Consider the following 15,947-nt stretch of genomic DNA (forward strand, 5'->3'; position numbering starts at 1 on the left):
CTCTGTTCCCGCGCTGCTTGGATGAGCTGGCCGGGTACCTCGGACAGCGACTGTGCGCGGCTGGATGGAAAACCGGGTGCTAACTGCGGCACAGGCGCCGCCGATCGGTAGGAAGTTCCGTATCCCTAAGGAACCAACGAGACGAGACCCTCGTGGTAACGAACAGGGGACTTCAGACATCGCTCAACACCCGAGCCTCTGACTGACACGAGGCCTGTGCTCCATTACCCGATCCGCGGCAAGACTGAGCAAGTCGGTGAAACCGTGCACGAACAGCTGACCGACTTCACCCTCCTTCACACCGCCCATTTCAGCATGGCCAACCATGCGCACCCATCTGAAATCAGCCAGGAGCGCGTATTCGCCAAACATCGAGGAGAGAACAATGGAAGCGAATCCCCGCCGCCAGCCGAAGAAGGTCGAGATCTTCGCGCAGTCGGACAAGGCCCTGACAGACTTCATCAAGCACGTCAAGGCGATGGAGGAATCCATCCTGCCAGGCATGCAAAAAATAGCAAAGGAAATCAAGGGCAAACTGGACACCAAATCCTTCCTGATCTCCTTCGAGGAGAAAACCGTCAATGACGCGAAAGGGATCGTGGGCGATTTCAGAAAGGCTTCCGAGATCGCAGATAAAGTCCTCAAGGATGCGCAGGGGCTAATAGAGCCGATCAGAGGAAAGCTTGAATTCGGCGTCACCACCGCACCGGACTTTGAATTCTTCAACAAGGTGAATCTAAGGATGCTCGCCGACGCTTCCGAGGCGCTCGACTCCTTACTGGACTCCGCAAGGGATCGACTTTCTCGTATCGATCCCGTGGTGGCACCGGTGCGCGATGGGCGAGTTGCCGGCAATTCCATGAAACAGCTTTACGCATTGTTCCACGTGGGCGAACGCCGAATCGCCGACCTCAGGGCCTACGCAACAAGAACCCAGGAATTCATGAGCGAATACGGTTCACTCGTCGACATAATAGGCGGACTCGAGTTTCAACTCAAGGAGCTGAATCGAGAGAATGCAGCTGCCGCGGCGGCGGCGGCGGCGAAGGGTCCGGGGTTGTTGAAAAAGGTTGACAGTGCTCTTTGCCTTTCTTGGGTGACGCTTTCCGATGAGGAGGACGCGCTCAAATCCCTCACGGCGACTCTCCAGCTCGCCATGCAGCGAATAGGTGAGATACAAGAGAGCGAGGTGGAACTCAAGGCACTGGGGTTCACAGAGGAAGGGGGGAATGATCGATTGGACGAACTCGCAAGGTTGATGACGCGAGCGCACGATGGGACCGCCCGCGCATTAACCAGCCTCTCCTCGGTTAATATAGAATTCAACGCAGGCGGTTTGGGTCATCGCGACTCGATCCTGGCTTGCACAACAGCTTGGAAGAAAGTAGAACCTTCGGAGGCACCCAAACTCGACGTCAATTGGGCCACCGACTGGCTTCACCAGGGATCCGCTACCGTGGGGATGCTCGGTCGATGCTCCCACATTCTATGGAGCCTCCGGGACACTCTCATGAGTGCCGGAATCGTCGAGGGGGACTGGACTCTTTCTCAGGCGTATGCGCAACAGCTTGAAGCAAGCCATTCGGACACGTATCTCATACCCGCGAGCATTTTGGAGGATCTGGCCAAGGGGATCCAAGTGGTCGATAAAACCTTCGAATCCCTCCAAAATTCACTGGACTTGCTGAACGCTGCCACAGCAGAATTCGATGCATGGAGAGCATCCTGAGAGTTTGTTGTGACCTCGTACCGGCCCGCTCGTGTGTGGCGCTCACCAGACACTCGACAGACCCAGATCGCCGTCAGGTCGCGCCCCTTTGACGGGCATCCGGGCCGTACATATGCGTCGCTGCCGTTCGCAAGGGGAGAAGTGACAGCCCTCGTCGTTGGTGCGGTGACACGGAAGAACGAGAGGTTCGCGAGGCGGCCGGGCCGCTGACGCGGGTCCCGGAATGGGCGGCAGCGGGAAAGGCCCTGGCGGGTTCCGACAACGGCCGCGATCGGCAAGGCACTCCGACGGTTGAATCCGGAGCGGCTGAAGGCGCTGTTTGCGCGGGGTGTGCCGGGCGGTGGCCGCCCGGGCCTCGCTCGTGCCCGGTATGGCGTCGCGGTGGGCGGCACAGTCCTTGACGTCCAACGCCGCGGACAGTGCCTTCCTCGGCCGGCCCGGCTCAGGCGCGGTGTTGGCCGAGAGCGAGGAGCAGTTCGCTGTGGACGGTATGGAAGTCGGGATACACCACGGCGTTGGGCACGATGTTGCCGGTAGGTGATGGCAAGTTCTCCGGCCTCGTGGGCGCGACCGCGGGGAGGAGGATCTCGATGAGGATGCCGATGGCGAAGTACTGGCCCGGCACCCGGTGGCCGACCCCGTCGGCCACCGGCAGTCCGCCGCGTACGAGGGTCTCGACTTCGTCTAGGCGTCCGCGACGGTAGCGAATGCAGCCAGGAGCAGGTAGCCGAAGAACGGGGGGCGCCATGCGATCCCTTGGTCTCGCATTCGGCGATGCCTTCGGCGAAGAGTCGTTCAGCGCAGCCGGACTGATCGCAAGACATGGCGGCCAGGACGGACTACGAAGCTCAGTTCTTGCCGTTCCGGGTGAGGGCCTTGCCGAGCGCTCCTTCGGCCCAGTGGCGTGCGGTGGGTGCGGGTTCGCCTCGCACCATGGCGCCCCAGGCGCGGAGTCCGAGGGATGTACCGTTCCGCGGTGCCGCGGGCTGTCAGTCGGGCCGCGGGAAAGGGCGGTTGATTCGGTGATCTCGGCCATGCGGTCCGAGTGGCCGCATGCCTGTGCCGGGCGGTAGGTGATGACTTCGCAAAGGACCCAGTCGAGGACGGACTCGTCCAGTGCGGCTCGTAGGCGGTGGCGGGTTCGGTGAGCAGTGCCGAACAGCCGAGTCCGTACAGGACGCCGGCGCGTTCCCAGGGCGGGTGGTTCCGCGCAGCGCCCGCTCCAGGCAGCGGCGGTGGCGTGGGGCGGCAGTTCTGGGGTAGTCGCGCGGGCGGCTTCGCGGAGTTGCTGTACGGCCAAGGGTCGATCCACCGCGGCCCACCTGACGGTGTGACAGGTGCTTCCTGGCCGGGGGCGACGAGGGCGTGGGAAACGGGGCCGTCCTTGCGAAGAGGTGAGACCACGGGAGGCGCGGAGTGGGCGGCTATCGGTGTCGAGTGGCGTGGCAGGCTGCGGCGCTCTCGTTCCCTCAGTCATCCGGCGCGTCCACCGATCAGTGGGTACCTCGTCCGCCGGAGATATCGACCATGGGAGGCAGTCTCGTGTGGACAGCCTCCCACGGAGCGGGAACGGCCTCGTTCTGGGTCGAGGCCCTGAGCAGAGGAGTGCCGTGCACCGTCTATTCCGTATCGCTGTCTCCGTTGCCGCAACCGCTTCCGTTCTCATAGCCCCCGCCACCGGTGCGTTGGCGTTGGCGCACCAGACTGGGAAGAAGCCATCCGGTGCCGAGCCCTCCCCCCTCTACCCGAATCTGGGGAACAAGGGATACAGGGTGGACAGCTACGACCTGGCAATGCGCTATCAGCCGCAGGACAAGCAGGCTCCGGTCTCAGCCACGACGGTCATCAAGGCCAAGACATCCGAGGCGTTGAGTTCCTTCACCCTCGACGCGGCGAGCCTTCACGTCACGTCGGTGAGCGTGGACGGCCAGGAGGCAGCCTTCAGTCTCGACGCCGCAAAGGAAAAGCTTGCGGTGACCCCCAAGACACCACTCGAAGCGGGCCACGCCATGGAAGTCAAGGTCGACTACAGCGTGGACCCTCAAGCCGGGGGCCGAGGTTGGATCAAGACGGGTAGCAAGGCGGGCTTCGCCGTCGCCGCGCAGCCGGACGGTGCGCACACCGTCTTCCCTTGCAACGACGTTCCCAGCAACAAGGCGGACTTCACCTTCAGCGTCTCGGTGCCCAGCAATAGTGATGACATCGGCGTGGCGAGCGGCCTGAAGACAGGACAGACGACCGAGGACGGCTTCACAACGTACCGGTACAAAAGCGAGCATCCCATTCCCACGGAGCTTGTTCAGATCGCCGCCGGCAATTACAAGATCGTCGATCAGCCCGCCGTCGATGGTGTGCCCATCCGGGACGTCGTCCCGCGGGACGCGGGGAGCAAGTTCGTCTACGCGCTCGGTCTCACCCCCGGCCAGCTCAAGTGGATTTCCGCTCCCGACCGCCTTGGGTCCGTTCCCGCTTGAGACGTACGGCATCCTGGCTGCCGACACCTCGGCGAGTCAGCCCTTCAATTTCACGGGGCTGGAGACCCAGACCCTCACTCTTTACAACCCCGCCTACCTGGCCAACGCGACCGACGAAAAGTTGATCGCGCCGCACATGATGCACGAACTGGCGCACGCCTGGTTCGGGGACAGCATCACGCCGAAGACATGGTCCGACAACTGGCTCAGCGAGGGTCACGCCAACTACTACGGGCTGAGCTACCGCTACGAGAAGGGCTGGCAGTCCGCAAACGGTGCCAAAACCATGGAGGAGGCCATGAAGCTCGCCTATCAGGCAGGCAACTCCTACCGTGAGATGTATGGGCCTGTGGCCCGGCCTAAGGACGAGTCCGCGATCTACAGCAACCAGGCCTATCTCGGCGGTCCCCTGGCCCTCTACGCACTCCAGCAGAAGGTGGGCGAGGAGAAGTTCCATCAGATCGAGACGACATTCATCAAGGACTACAAGGACAAATCCGCAAGCACGGACGACTATATCCGGGTGGCCGAGCAGGTCGCGGGCGACGATACCGGCACCTTCTTGAAGGACTGGCTCTACGGCACCATCACGCCGGAGATGCCGGGGCACCCTGACTGGAAGCCGGGCGCGGTGACCTCGCGGGCTCAGGATCCCGCGGTGATCCTTGCCGAGGATCCCTCGATCAAGCCCCTTCTGGAGGCCGGCACCCCTGGCTGATCCGCGGGTACGAGGGACGGTCCCCCGGCCCTTCGCCCGAGTCGGACCGTTCGGTCCCGGCCTGACAACACCTTCCTGTCCGAACCAACGGGCATACGGGCCGGGGCTGATCGGCGGGGAAGTGCGTCAGCCATGCGTGAGGCCGGTCGGATGAGGGTTCTTCTCGCGACGGGAAACCACAATTGTCCTGCATAAGTCACAACGCCCTCGAGGGATGGTCCATGGGCGAAGGTCTCCGCTTGTACGCCCGTCGTCCACCTGGCCGATGACGTCATCCTCCCGCCCGACTGGCAGGTCGCCCGGTTCAGAGGCACCAACTGACACTCGGGCGTCGCTATGGGCCTCCGGGGCCCGTAGCGACGACGATGCGCTGAGTCGCTGCCCAGCCGACGCCACCACGGGCCTGAGGCACACGACGACACCGACCCGCGCGTGTGGGGCCACTCCCCGCCTGTGCACACGGACCGACCCGGACGGACCATCCACTACGCGTTCCAGGAGGCTTGTCGCATGGGAGCAGGGCACGACCACGGACACACGCACGGCGGCCGCCCGCCGACGGGGACCGCGGCCGCCGCCTACCGGGGACGGCTGCGCGTCACCCTGGCGATCACGCTCGGCGTGATGTTCCTGGAGATCGCCGGCGGTGTGCTGGCCCACTCGCTCGCCCTGATCGCCGACGCCGCGCACATGGCCACGGACGGCCTCGGTCTCGCGATGGCGCTGCTCGCGATCCACTTCGCCGGCCGCCCGGCCGACGCCAAGCGCACCTTCGGCCTCGCCAGGGCCGAGATCCTCGCCGCGCTCGCGAACTGCGTACTGCTCCTCGGCGTCGGCGGCTTCCTGCTGTACGAGGCGATCCAGCGCTTCATCACCCCAGCCGAGACCAAGGGCGGGGTCGCCATCGCCTTCGCCCTCGTCGGTCTGGCCGCCAACGCGGTGTCGCTGTTCCTGCTGAAGCGGGGGCAGAAGGAGAGCCTCAACGTGCGCGGCGCGTATCTGGAGGTCCTCGCCGACGCACTCGGTTCGGTGGCGGTGCTGATCTCCTCGGCCGTGATCCTGACCACCGGCTGGCAGGCGGCCGACCCGATCGCCTCGCTGGTGATCGGCCTGATGATCGTGCCACGGACGCTCAAGCTGCTGCGGGAGACACTGAACGTGCTGCTGGAGGCGGCGCCGAAGAACGTCGACATGGCCCAGGTACGTGAGCACATCCAGGCCCTGCCGGGCGTCGTGGACGTCCACGATCTGCACGCCTGGACGATCACCTCCGGAATGCCGGTCCTGTCCGCGCACGTGGTGGTGGCGCCCGACTTCCTGGACGTGGTGGGCCACGAGAAGATGCTCCACGATCTGCAGAGCTGCCTCGGCTCGCACTTCGACGTCGAGCACTGCACGTTCCAGCTGGAGCCCAGCGCCCATGCCGAGCACGAGGCGGGCTACTGCCACTGAGGGACCTGTTGCAGGCAAGGGATCGACACATCGGCCCTCAGGACCTGGAGTTCAGCTGATTTCTCCCAGGATGTGTGGCCCGACGGCTTCGCGGAACCACAACCACGGTCAGCACGATGCCGTCCGCCAGGTGCAGACAGCCGTCCTTGCGGCGGAATCCGCGCCGCGTGCAGTTCAGCGACAACAGCGCATAAGGCCGCACTGGTCGAAATGGCCCGGAAGCACAGACGGACTGTGCTTCCGGGGCATAACCAACGTCAGTGCATCGACGTTCGAGGGCTACGGCAATCTTATCAGAAGAAGATTCCGCCTCCATTGTCGGAGTCGGAGTCACTACAATACTGCTCGTTCCTCTTCCTTTCCTTCTCCCGCGCCTTTGCTTCCATCTTCGCCTTTTCTCGCGCCTTAAATTCAGCCACCAGTGCCGCTAGGTCGTCGTCCTCGAGATTGGCGTGGCGCTCCCGGGAAGAAGTCTCTTCCTTCTTCAGTACCTCCACCACTTGAACATCCTCGGGGTCCACTACCACAAGCCACTGCCGCTCGGCTCGAAGCATGTAGACTCCACCAAATCCATTCTCTGCGGCAAAGTCGGTGAGTTGCTTTTGGTTCGCGTCTGCAGGCAGGGTGTCATGCGTGGTCTTGCTGGATGTCACGACGTAGATGTCATCGCATCCGTATTCCGACTGGACCGCCATCTTCACGATATCCTTCTGGCCTATATATTTCGCGACCACAACTGCACCGGCTGACCAGCTCCACGCATCTTGCAGATTCTTTGTCAAGTAAATACCCTCACCCTGGGCGTTGATACCCTCCTTGACGCCGAGCTTAAATCCCTGCTCTTCGATCGCCTTCGCAGCCGCGAGGTTCGTTCCATGGTAAAAAGTGGTGTGACGTAGATTTTCGGAAACCGCCCATTGCCGGGCTCGGCGACTCTGGCCAGAGGTAACATCGTAGCGATTCGCGTCATGGCTCTTCCTCTTGAACCCTTCGCCACTCCCCCAGCACCATTCGTACGCCCGCTTGAGTACTGGCTCTCCCAGAAGGCCGGAGTTGGGCACTTGGAGCGACACCCATTCCTCTCCCTCGTTGACGAAACCAATCGCTTCCGGCGTGGCACTGTCCACCCAGTAGACATCAGCCGAGACCTCGAATGACCCCGCCGCGGAATCATCGCTAGCACGCCACCAGTAATCATGTGGGTTTACATTCGACATGACCTGGTCCCCTTCCACCCGCCAGGCCCGCCAGTATTCATTTTCAGTGACGTTCCAATCTTGTGCGTCCGAGTTCCAAACTCGCTCGGTCGTACGGGTGCACTGAACCACGCAGCCGGTTACCTCCCCGTATACCAGCCAGTTGGCGGCGAGCCAACAGTCCCCAGTCGACGGGTTTGGAGAAACTTCCGTGATCTCCGCCTTGATTTCTGCGTACGACGTTTCCATGCGATTCTTGGCCTCTCCAGGTATCGAACAACGTCTCGCCGCATGAGACACCCTGGGCAGGTGTCTCACTGTGACTGACTGCAGAAGTGAACTTCGCCTTCAAGTAAAGAGGCAGAAGCATCGAGGCAGACGGTGGACCTGGTTCACTGCCTGCAAGGCTGCCCAAGAACATCGCGAAGAGCCTGAAAAACAGTGAACGCAGACTCACCGCCGACGGAGCATGGGCGACCGGAGATCCGGGGGGTGTCTCTATGTCCTTCGTCAAGGACGTGGCGCTAGGTATGGGGCTGTTGGGGATGGTCATGCCGCGAGGGTGACGGTGGGGGTCCGGGACTCGTAGAAGTGCCGTCGCGGAGCATGGCGAACAGGACGCTGATGCGTTGGCGGGCGAGTCGTTTGCCGCGGACTCGTTGCCGGTCGTAGTAGGCGCGGGAGGCGGGGTCGGCGTTCATGCAGGCGAAGGCGGAGAGGAACATCGCGCGTTTGAGCTGCCGGTTTCCGCCGCGCGGTGCGTGCTCGCCGTGGATCGAGGTCCCCGATGACTTTGTCGCGGGGGCGAGGCCGGCGTAGGAGGCGAGGTGGGCGGCGCTGGGGAAGCCGCTTCCGTCGCCGACGGTGACCAGCAGGACGGCGGCGGTCCTGACCCCGACTCCCGGCATCGAGACATCCGATCGGTCTATGGCGTCAAGCCGCGGCCGGTAGCGGGGCGGGGAAGGCGGTGTTCTCGTCGTAGTTCTGGCGTGTGATGAGACAGTGGTGAAGTTGGCCGAGGAGCCGGTTGAAGAGGTTGCGCGGGGCGGCTGTGTGCCGGTCCCCGACATTTCGACGGCGGTCGTAGTGGCCGCGAGCTCCGCGGGATCCGGACAGAGCGGCGAAGGACCAGACGTAGCCGACTGCGGCCAGTCGCTGGTTCTTCACCTTGCGGTGGTGGACGATCAGGCTCTTGCCGGAGGCTCTGGTGATGGGTGCCGAGCCGGCGGTCGGAGCGTCCTGAAGGACCGGGCGGCCATTCCCCTTGAGCCATCAACGGCACACAGTCATCAGCCACACCCGGTCCTCCCGGACCGCCTCACATTCTTAGGGACACAGTCATACCGGGCCCGGAGGCCAGCGGCCCCATTGCAGGACCGCGAAAAACATAACGGGGACAGGAAGCGACCCCGTCAACGTCGGAAGCCGGTGAGGTAGTTGTCGCGACGGGCGACTGCAATGAGCCGCTCGATCAGGTCGCGATGCCGGACGAATTCATCCTGCCCGGCGCGGGCCATGTCGGCCCATGCCTTCGCGAACGAGCAGTCGACGTCGGTCCCCGGGTCGCATCCTCGATGCCGGCTGCCTGGAAACCTGCGCGCAGGGCGTCGAGTGCGTACCACGTCACGCAGAAGTCCGTCGCGAGACTGAGGGCCGACGCGAATGAAGTGGCGCTTGGTATGCCAGTCCCTGTGTGACGACGGTGCTGGGGAACGCCGGGGCGATCGGGTTGATGACCGGGATCACCTGGTCGCCTTCGGGGAGGGTCAGTCAACCAGTAGAGATCGTCCGCGGACGCGTACGGGTACGTCCGAGCGGCCGCCTGCGGCAGATCCCAGGACACGTAATCCCGCATGCCAGCCTCAGTGCGCACCAAGCCACTCCGCTCATCCAAACGAGATGACGTACCTGCGCATACCGCTGATGCGGGTTCACCGGAGAGCTGAAGGGGATCGCAAACGTGATGTCCTGAGGCATGATTCGTCCTTCCCTCACCGTCACTGACAACCCCATTCACCGCGGGCTGGCTGCAGCCCACACCGGAGGAAACCGCTCCCGGGCCAGCGTGCAATCCCGTCGCCCCCGCCCGGCACGCGAACCCCGCATTCCAGCTCGAAGGCGTCGAACCTGCCGCTTTCAGGATGGCGGAAACCCGCCGGTCGTAGGCGTGTGTGGCAAGGCGTGCCCCCGCGGATGGCGGCTCACCGGACCATTACGGCCATCCGCGCCCTCCCGCAACGCGGGACTCATTGCGCGGCGACGCCAAACGCGTCACTTCCCGTTCCCGGTACGGGGCGAGAACATGAGCTCGGCCAGGCGTTCGACCACCGCAGCAGGCTGGGGTTACTGCGTCGGCTCCGACCTCGGCTTGGGCCACTTGACGCCCTCCGACGCTTTGGCCCGGGATCCGGCGAAGTCCCGGATAATTTCCCACGGTGGAACCGGGGCCGACGTGTGATCGAAGAGAAGTTTGAGCTCGCCTGCGCGAATGGACTCGGTCGGCGAGGGAGGTCGCTGGTGAGCGTTTCGGGCAGGGTCCGGGCCCTTCGGGCACAGCGCTCCCGTGTGCCGGCGTGGACTCCGGCACACGGCGGTACAGTGAAACCGTGGGGGTGTGGCGGAACTGGCAGACGCGCCGGATTCAAGTCCCGGTGTCCGATGGACGTGAGGGTTCGATTCCCTCCACCCCCACCAGCGTGGCCGGCCCCACCGAGGGGGCCGCTCGCACCGGACGCGATGGAGCACCGGCGCAGTACTGGGAGCGATCCCCTCGGGGCACGGTCTGTTGCCTCGCCTCAGCGAGTCGGCGCCTAGCAGCCCTTTCCGGCTCGCCGGCGTAACCACCCGCGAACCACGCCCGTCGGACACCTCGCCGGTCCGGGCGGGCGGTCCTCTCCTCGTCGGGACCTTCTTGGAAGCGACTGCACCGTCAAAGGCCACCGCGAGAACGAGCAGCGGGCCCGCTGCTCGTTCGTGTGCGGGCTTCCGTGGGATGCGTCGCGATCGAAGTCCTGGACGCGAGCGGTCGAGGGGTACGCGTTGCGAAGCGTGCCGAAGCTCGGCTGTTCGGGGTGGTGGGCTCAGGTGTCGTTCCTCGGCGACTACGATGTCGACTCGGTCATCCCTGAGCCACCACGAGATCGTCTCAGTTCACGGAAGGCGGCCATTGCCCTGTGAGCTCCTGATGCCAGGGACCGATGAAGTTCAGTAGCTGGACGACGGTCTGCTCTGCGGATCGATCTTCGGAGCTGCTTTCGCTGAGAAGGACTTGCTGCACGTCATCCGGGAATACTTCATTGACGAAAGCCCAGTAGACCGCTCGATACTCCTCAGAAATGTCAGAAGGAGTATGCGTGTTGATTTCGAGGTCGGAGTAGAATTCACGCAGACGGTTCGCAAAATGTTTATGCGGGTTCGGAGGAACAGGGCAGCCCAGGAGCGAGTAGTAGTCATTCATGATCATTTCGCGGAGGCTGCCCGCCCACATTGCATCGGGGCCGCCGGGAATCCGAGGGTACTGCATTTCCATGTTTTCACTCCATGAGGGCTGTTCGCGCGCATTCTCGAGTCTTTCTCCTAGGATGACAAATCGCACGATGAACGTATGGCCTCACGGTGCAGCGGTTCGCTCCCGGACTGATTCCCTTCCAGCCAGTCGCCGCGCGTACTAAACGCGTGGCGCTTTCGCGCATGACGAACGCGCTACCGTCACGTCCGAATCCTTGACCGACCTTCGAGGCCGAGCGGAAAAGCGCGCCATGTGCTGCCCGGCAGCGTGCAAAGCCCACAGGATCATTTCGAGCGAGCGGCTCACACGGTCCGAGGTCGCGAACGGCACACCCTCCGCATCGGGGCGTGCAACAGCGATCCGCATCGCGGCCCACGACCGTCAAGCGTGGCCCGACCAGCCGCCCCGCGGTCGACACCACCCCAAGCTCGATTGAGACCGCTGTGAAGCGGTGGCCTTGGATGTCGAACGTCCGCCGCTGATCGATACGCCTGTCGCGCGGCGCGTGAGACCTCTGCGTCCCGGAAAGCAGGACCCCCGCGCGGCGTTGCCGCGTGTGGACGGTGGATCTCGATCTCGCGGCCGCCCCACGCCACTGCCTCTGTGAAGCACCAGTCTGGTGAACGCCGGAGGGGGACCGGGCCCTGCAAAGCGCAGCGCGAACGACTCCGGTAGGGGGAAGGGCGGACCATACGGCCCTGCCTCCGTCCTCTGGCCATGCCGAGCCGATCGCAGAGCCTTAGCGTCGACCGCGGCAGTCGTTGGTGATCCGCGATCACGACAGCCTGTGACGTGCCATCAATTACCGGATTCGTTCCAGACGCTCGCGTACACGCGCTGCAGGAGGTCTTCATGTCGGCTATCGCGGTCCGCCCGGGCACAGCGCAGGGAAGCAGAGGGCCACGCAGGAAAGGCGGATGTCCGTGGTGGGTGACGCTGCGGGCCTGGCTCGCTGCCCTGACTGTGCTGGCCGGATTGGCCGTCCCGGTCGCGCTGGCCGCCCCGGCCACTGCGCAGCCCCCCGGGCCGGGTACCTTCGCCTACGTCGCCAATGGCAACTCGGACAACGTCTCGGTCATCGACACCGCCAACAACACCGTCGTCGACACGATTGACGTCGGCGACACGCCGAGAGGCGTCGCGGTCACCCCGGACGGCCGCTTCGCTTACGTCACCAACAGCGAAGCGGACACGGTCTCGGTCATCGACACCGCCAACAACACCGTCGTCGCCACGATTGACGTCGGCGTCCTCCCTATCGGCGTCGCTGTGGCGGCCACCCCGAACGGCCCGTTCGTCTACGTCAGCAACGCTGACTCGGACAACGTCTCGGTCATCGACACCACCAACAACACTGTCACTGCCACCGTCCCCGTCGGCCAAGGACCCAGTGCGGTGGCAGTAGCGGCCACCGCGGGGGGTGCCGTCGTCTACGTCGTCAATGCAGACTCCGACTCGGTCTCGGTCATCCGTACCAGCGACAATAGCGTCATCGCCACCGTCCCCGTCGGCAGTGACCCCATGGGCGCCGCGGCGACCCCGGACGGCGAGCATGTCTACGTCACCAACCAACAGTCGAACAGCGTCTCTGTAATCCTTACCGGCGCGAACACCGTCATCGGCGTGGTCGGCGTCGGCTCCCGCCCGACAGGTGTAACGGTGACCCCGGGCTCCCCGACCCTTCCCGACCCCCGCGTCTACGTCACCAACGCCCTCTCGAACAACGTCTCGGTCATCAATACCTTCAACCACAGTGTCATCGCCACCGTCCCCGTCGGCAGTGAGCCCTTCGCAGCTGCCGCCGCTCTCGACGGCGGCAGCGTCTACGTCGCCAACACCGGTTCGGACAACGTCTCGGTCATCGACACCACCAACAACACCGTCACCGCCACCGTCCCCGTCGGCCAAGGACCCAGGGCGGTGGCAGTCGCGAGAGTCACCACACCGGTGCCCGTACGGACACCGACCACGCTGACGCTCACGGCGAAGAAGACAAAGAAGGGGCACGGCAAGCACGACGCGCGGGCCGGCCACACCCTGACGCTGACCGCCCGGCTGACCGCCGAAGGCACGCCCTTGGAAGGCGAGGACATCACCTTCACCATCGACCGCACCCCTCCGGTCACCCTGTGCACCGAGACGACCGACGCGCAAGGCCAAGCCTCCTGCACGATCCGCGAAAGGCGGAACGAGCACATCTGCTACACCGCCGACTTCCTAGGCGACGACACCTTCGAGCCGTCCACCGCCACCCTCTGCGGTAGGGACAGCCACGGCAAGCCAGGCCGCCCGAAGTCCCCACTGTTCAGTGAAGGCGGCGTCGGAGCCGCTGGCGACGGCGCAACCGCCGGGCCGCCGCACATCCGGTGACCTCACCTCCGTCTGTCGAGGACACTGCGGCCCTTTCCCACAAGGTCATCCGTTTCCTTCGCCGCCCGAGCGCTGCGGAGGAAACGGTCTCGGTCTCTGCGCGGTTTCGGCGGCCGGCGAGGCTTCGCCTTCGCCGACTGCTTCCAGGGCGGGTGCCTCGCAACGGTTCTCATCTCGCTGCCCGAACGTGACGTGGCGGACGACCCTGCGTAGAGCTCTCCGGCAGGACAGGGCGGTCCCTGGCGTCAGCGCCGCCGGGGCCTCAAAGTCGCCTATGCCACCGCGCTGGTGCGGCCGGGGCCTTCCCCCATGCCGTGGGTGAGGGCGAGTCGAACTTCCGCCGTCGAACGGGAGCTGCCGCTGCTCCAGCTGTCGGGTCGGCGACAGTGGACCGGGCCTAGGTCGATCCCGGCATCGGTTTCCAGCCGGGAGGACGGTCGATTGGTCACGAATTTGACGTAGCCAGCCGACCTTGCACAGCGGGAGGCGTTCGGCCCTTCCAGAGGTCTCTCGCCTACGGACCGCTCGGGCTTCACACCATGCTTCGCTCCTATATCCGCTCACCCTCGGTTGCCCCTCGTGCCCGGAGCATCAGCTCGGTTACCTGCCACCACTGGCGCATTGAGCGATCTTCCCACAGGGGCATTTTTCGATTGCCCCATGGAGCTTTCCCCTTGACAGCTTTGACTGCCTCTCCGCACCGTTCTGCCAGAACGCGGCACGCTTACCCTTGGCGACAAACTTCCCATCACGCCGAAAGATCCGCGAAACATGTTCATTTCACCCGAGGCCAGAGCGGCGCTCGCCGCCATCGCCGACGCCACAAGAGACATGGACCAGCAGGACGCAGTTGACGTAACATTCCTGCTTGAAGGCGCACAGGCTATTTGTGATTCCGTTGAGGCTCTGGCCGATGGCGATCAGTCCGAGATCACCGCGGAACACATCCAGACGGCTCGCGAATTCATCGAGAACGGGACCGCCGCAGAATTTGACGACATGCTGAGTGGGACATATGCCTTGCACTTTGACGGCCAGGGCGACATGATGGCACATTTCGATGCCCTCCGCGTGCAAGTGAATCACTTGGCGGCTTACCTCTCCGAACTCGCCGAGAGAGACGCACCCCAGTCGGGTTACGCCCATATCCGGGCGCTGAGCACCGAAGAATCCCCGAAAGACTGCTTCACATGCTGCGTCCGGCCCGGCGTCTGGACGTTCGGGAACAAGGACGGCACAGGAGACGTCATCGCGCATGACATCGACATGCAGATCTGCCAAGACTGCGTTCTGCACCTCTTGGAAACGGACCCCAGGTGCCCGACCTGCCGGGCAGATCTTTACACCGGCGAGCCCGGACCAGCCCTGTCTCAGCAGGCCTCACTCACCCCCGAGGAGCTGGCTTGGATAGCGGAGAATCGGCGTCAGAATCCTCAGCGATAAGGCAACCGCTCCGGGGAGTACGACCGTGGCTTACGGCTTGAGCGTCCACGCGAGAGTCGGACGGATGGTATGAGGCCGTAGCAAAGTAGCGTCCCAGGCGAACGGAGACGTGGTGCGGCTGACAGCCGCACCACGTGTACCGCCGAGACGACTTCGCTACGGGGCGCACGGTGGCCAACCGGTTCAGCCCGGAACCTCCCAGGTCCCTCACCGCCCCGGAGGGACGGCGGTCCGGGAGAGCAGATCAAAAGCCCGCCGGCCGGTACCAATGGACCGCATTGGTGTACAGGACGCGGCGTGCTTGGCTTGCTGGAAGGCATGCATTCACAAGGTCGAGGCCAGCCTGGGTGAAGGGTCGTTCGGCTCGGGTAGAGGGAAGATCCGTGCCGAACATGAGCGCGTGAGGGTCGACGTCGCAGATCGCCTGCAGGGCTCGCGGGACGTCGAGGTCGCCCCGCGAGAAGCCAGTCGCTTTGACGCGGACACCGTGCTCCACCAGGCTCAGCAAGCGTGGGAGGCCGCGCGTTGACATCCCAAGGTGATCGATGCTGACTCTGGGGAGCCTTTCGAGCGTGCCCGCAAGTTGGGCGCGTCGGCCAGGTCGACGTATAGCTCTACGTGCCAGCCCGCGAGATCGTGCACGCGGAGGGCTGTCTTCTCCAGGTGTTCCACGGTTTCCGAGCCGCCTCGGTAGAGATTGAACCGGACCGCTCTCACGCCGGCATCGTCAAGGGTGCGGATTTCGTGGTCTGCGGCTGTGGAGGGCAGTTGCGTGACGTCGACGAAGCCCGCTCCAAGTCGGTTCAGCGCGTCGATGAGGTACGACTGGTCGAAGGCCTGAAAGGAGCCGGAGACCACGGCGCCCGCTGTGGCGCCTAGATCACGTGCCCAGGCGAAGTAATCCTCCACGGTGAACGGGAGGGGAAGGTAGCCAGCATTCGGGACGAGGGGAAACCGCTCGTCGATGATGTGCAGGTGCGCGTCGAAGATCGGCGGTACAGGGCCGCCCCCGGCCGGGGCTACCGCTTCCCAGCGGAGAGGTGCCATCGCACCCCCG

Annotated in this window: 9 protein-coding genes, 1 tRNA gene and 3 pseudogenes; 7 read left to right on the forward strand and 6 right to left on the reverse strand. The window is 64.3% G+C overall.

The genetic code is table 11. From position 1 onward, the window contains the following. Positions 1-325: 325 nt before the first annotated feature. On the forward strand, positions 326-1,729 hold the full coding sequence (locus tag ACIQMR_RS31685) for a hypothetical protein (protein WP_401394565.1): 1,404 nt from the start codon (positions 326-328) through the stop codon (positions 1,727-1,729). A gap of 442 nt (positions 1,730-2,171) precedes the next feature. On the opposite strand, the gene ACIQMR_RS31690 is transcribed toward ACIQMR_RS31685, so the two are convergent. After that, on the reverse strand, positions 2,172-2,378 hold the full coding sequence (locus ACIQMR_RS31690) for a hypothetical protein (RefSeq protein WP_401394568.1): 207 nt from the start codon (positions 2,376-2,378) through the stop codon (positions 2,172-2,174). 1,123 nt (positions 2,379-3,501) lie between these two features. Between ACIQMR_RS31690 and ACIQMR_RS31695 the strand changes: the two genes are divergently transcribed. The 3 genes from ACIQMR_RS31695 to ACIQMR_RS31705 all read left to right on the forward strand — a co-directional run bounded on the left by ACIQMR_RS31695 (position 3,502) and on the right by ACIQMR_RS31705 (position 6,373). Continuing rightward, positions 3,502-4,203, forward strand: coding sequence for a hypothetical protein (locus ACIQMR_RS31695; protein WP_401394571.1), 702 nt, complete (start codon positions 3,502-3,504; stop codon positions 4,201-4,203). Continuing rightward, the gene (locus ACIQMR_RS31700) at positions 4,184-4,921 is read left to right on the forward strand and encodes a M1 family aminopeptidase (RefSeq protein WP_401394574.1); all 738 of its coding nucleotides are present in this window, start codon (positions 4,184-4,186) and stop codon (positions 4,919-4,921) included. Before ACIQMR_RS31695 ends, ACIQMR_RS31700 begins: the two co-directional genes overlap by 20 nt. A gap of 510 nt (positions 4,922-5,431) precedes the next feature. Then, positions 5,432-6,373 (forward strand): cation diffusion facilitator family transporter, encoded by a 942-nt coding sequence (locus ACIQMR_RS31705; protein WP_401394577.1) that lies wholly within the window; start codon positions 5,432-5,434, stop codon positions 6,371-6,373. Between the two features lie 293 nt (positions 6,374-6,666). On the opposite strand, the gene ACIQMR_RS31710 is transcribed toward ACIQMR_RS31705, so the two are convergent. The 3 genes and pseudogenes from ACIQMR_RS31710 to ACIQMR_RS31720 all read right to left on the reverse strand — a co-directional run. Further along, positions 6,667-7,818 (reverse strand): hypothetical protein, encoded by a 1,152-nt coding sequence (locus ACIQMR_RS31710; RefSeq protein WP_401394580.1) that lies wholly within the window; start codon positions 7,816-7,818, stop codon positions 6,667-6,669. A 275-nt stretch (positions 7,819-8,093) separates the two neighbouring features. Next, positions 8,094-8,480 (reverse strand): annotated as a pseudogene (locus tag ACIQMR_RS31715) (transposase); the annotation flags it as partial. A 22-nt stretch (positions 8,481-8,502) separates the two neighbouring features. Further along, a pseudogene (locus ACIQMR_RS31720) lies at positions 8,503-8,796 on the reverse strand (IS110 family transposase); the annotation flags it as partial. Positions 8,797-10,177: 1,381 nt separating this feature from the next. Between ACIQMR_RS31720 and ACIQMR_RS31725 the strand changes: the two are divergent. After that, a tRNA-Leu gene (locus ACIQMR_RS31725) sits at positions 10,178-10,263 on the forward strand. Between the two features lie 451 nt (positions 10,264-10,714). Here the strand turns inward: ACIQMR_RS31725 and ACIQMR_RS31730 are convergent. Further along, on the reverse strand, positions 10,715-11,098 hold the full coding sequence (locus tag ACIQMR_RS31730; RefSeq protein ID WP_401394583.1) for a hypothetical protein: 384 nt from the start codon (positions 11,096-11,098) through the stop codon (positions 10,715-10,717). 909 nt (positions 11,099-12,007) lie between these two features. Here ACIQMR_RS31730 and ACIQMR_RS31735 point away from each other — a divergent pair. Further along, the gene (locus tag ACIQMR_RS31735) at positions 12,008-13,447 is read left to right on the forward strand and encodes a YncE family protein (protein ID WP_401394586.1); all 1,440 of its coding nucleotides are present in this window, start codon (positions 12,008-12,010) and stop codon (positions 13,445-13,447) included. A 771-nt stretch (positions 13,448-14,218) separates the two neighbouring features. Further along, positions 14,219-14,890, forward strand: coding sequence for a hypothetical protein (locus tag ACIQMR_RS31740; RefSeq protein ID WP_401394589.1), 672 nt, complete (start codon positions 14,219-14,221; stop codon positions 14,888-14,890). A 244-nt stretch (positions 14,891-15,134) separates the two neighbouring features. On the opposite strand, the pseudogene ACIQMR_RS31745 reads toward ACIQMR_RS31740, so the two are convergent. After that, positions 15,135-15,937 (reverse strand): annotated as a pseudogene (locus ACIQMR_RS31745) (amidohydrolase family protein). Positions 15,938-15,947: the final 10 nt, after the last annotated feature.

It is taken from the genome of Streptomyces sp. NPDC091376 (assembly GCF_044757085.1).
Lineage (GTDB): Bacteria > Actinomycetota > Actinomycetes > Streptomycetales > Streptomycetaceae > Streptomyces > Streptomyces pratisoli.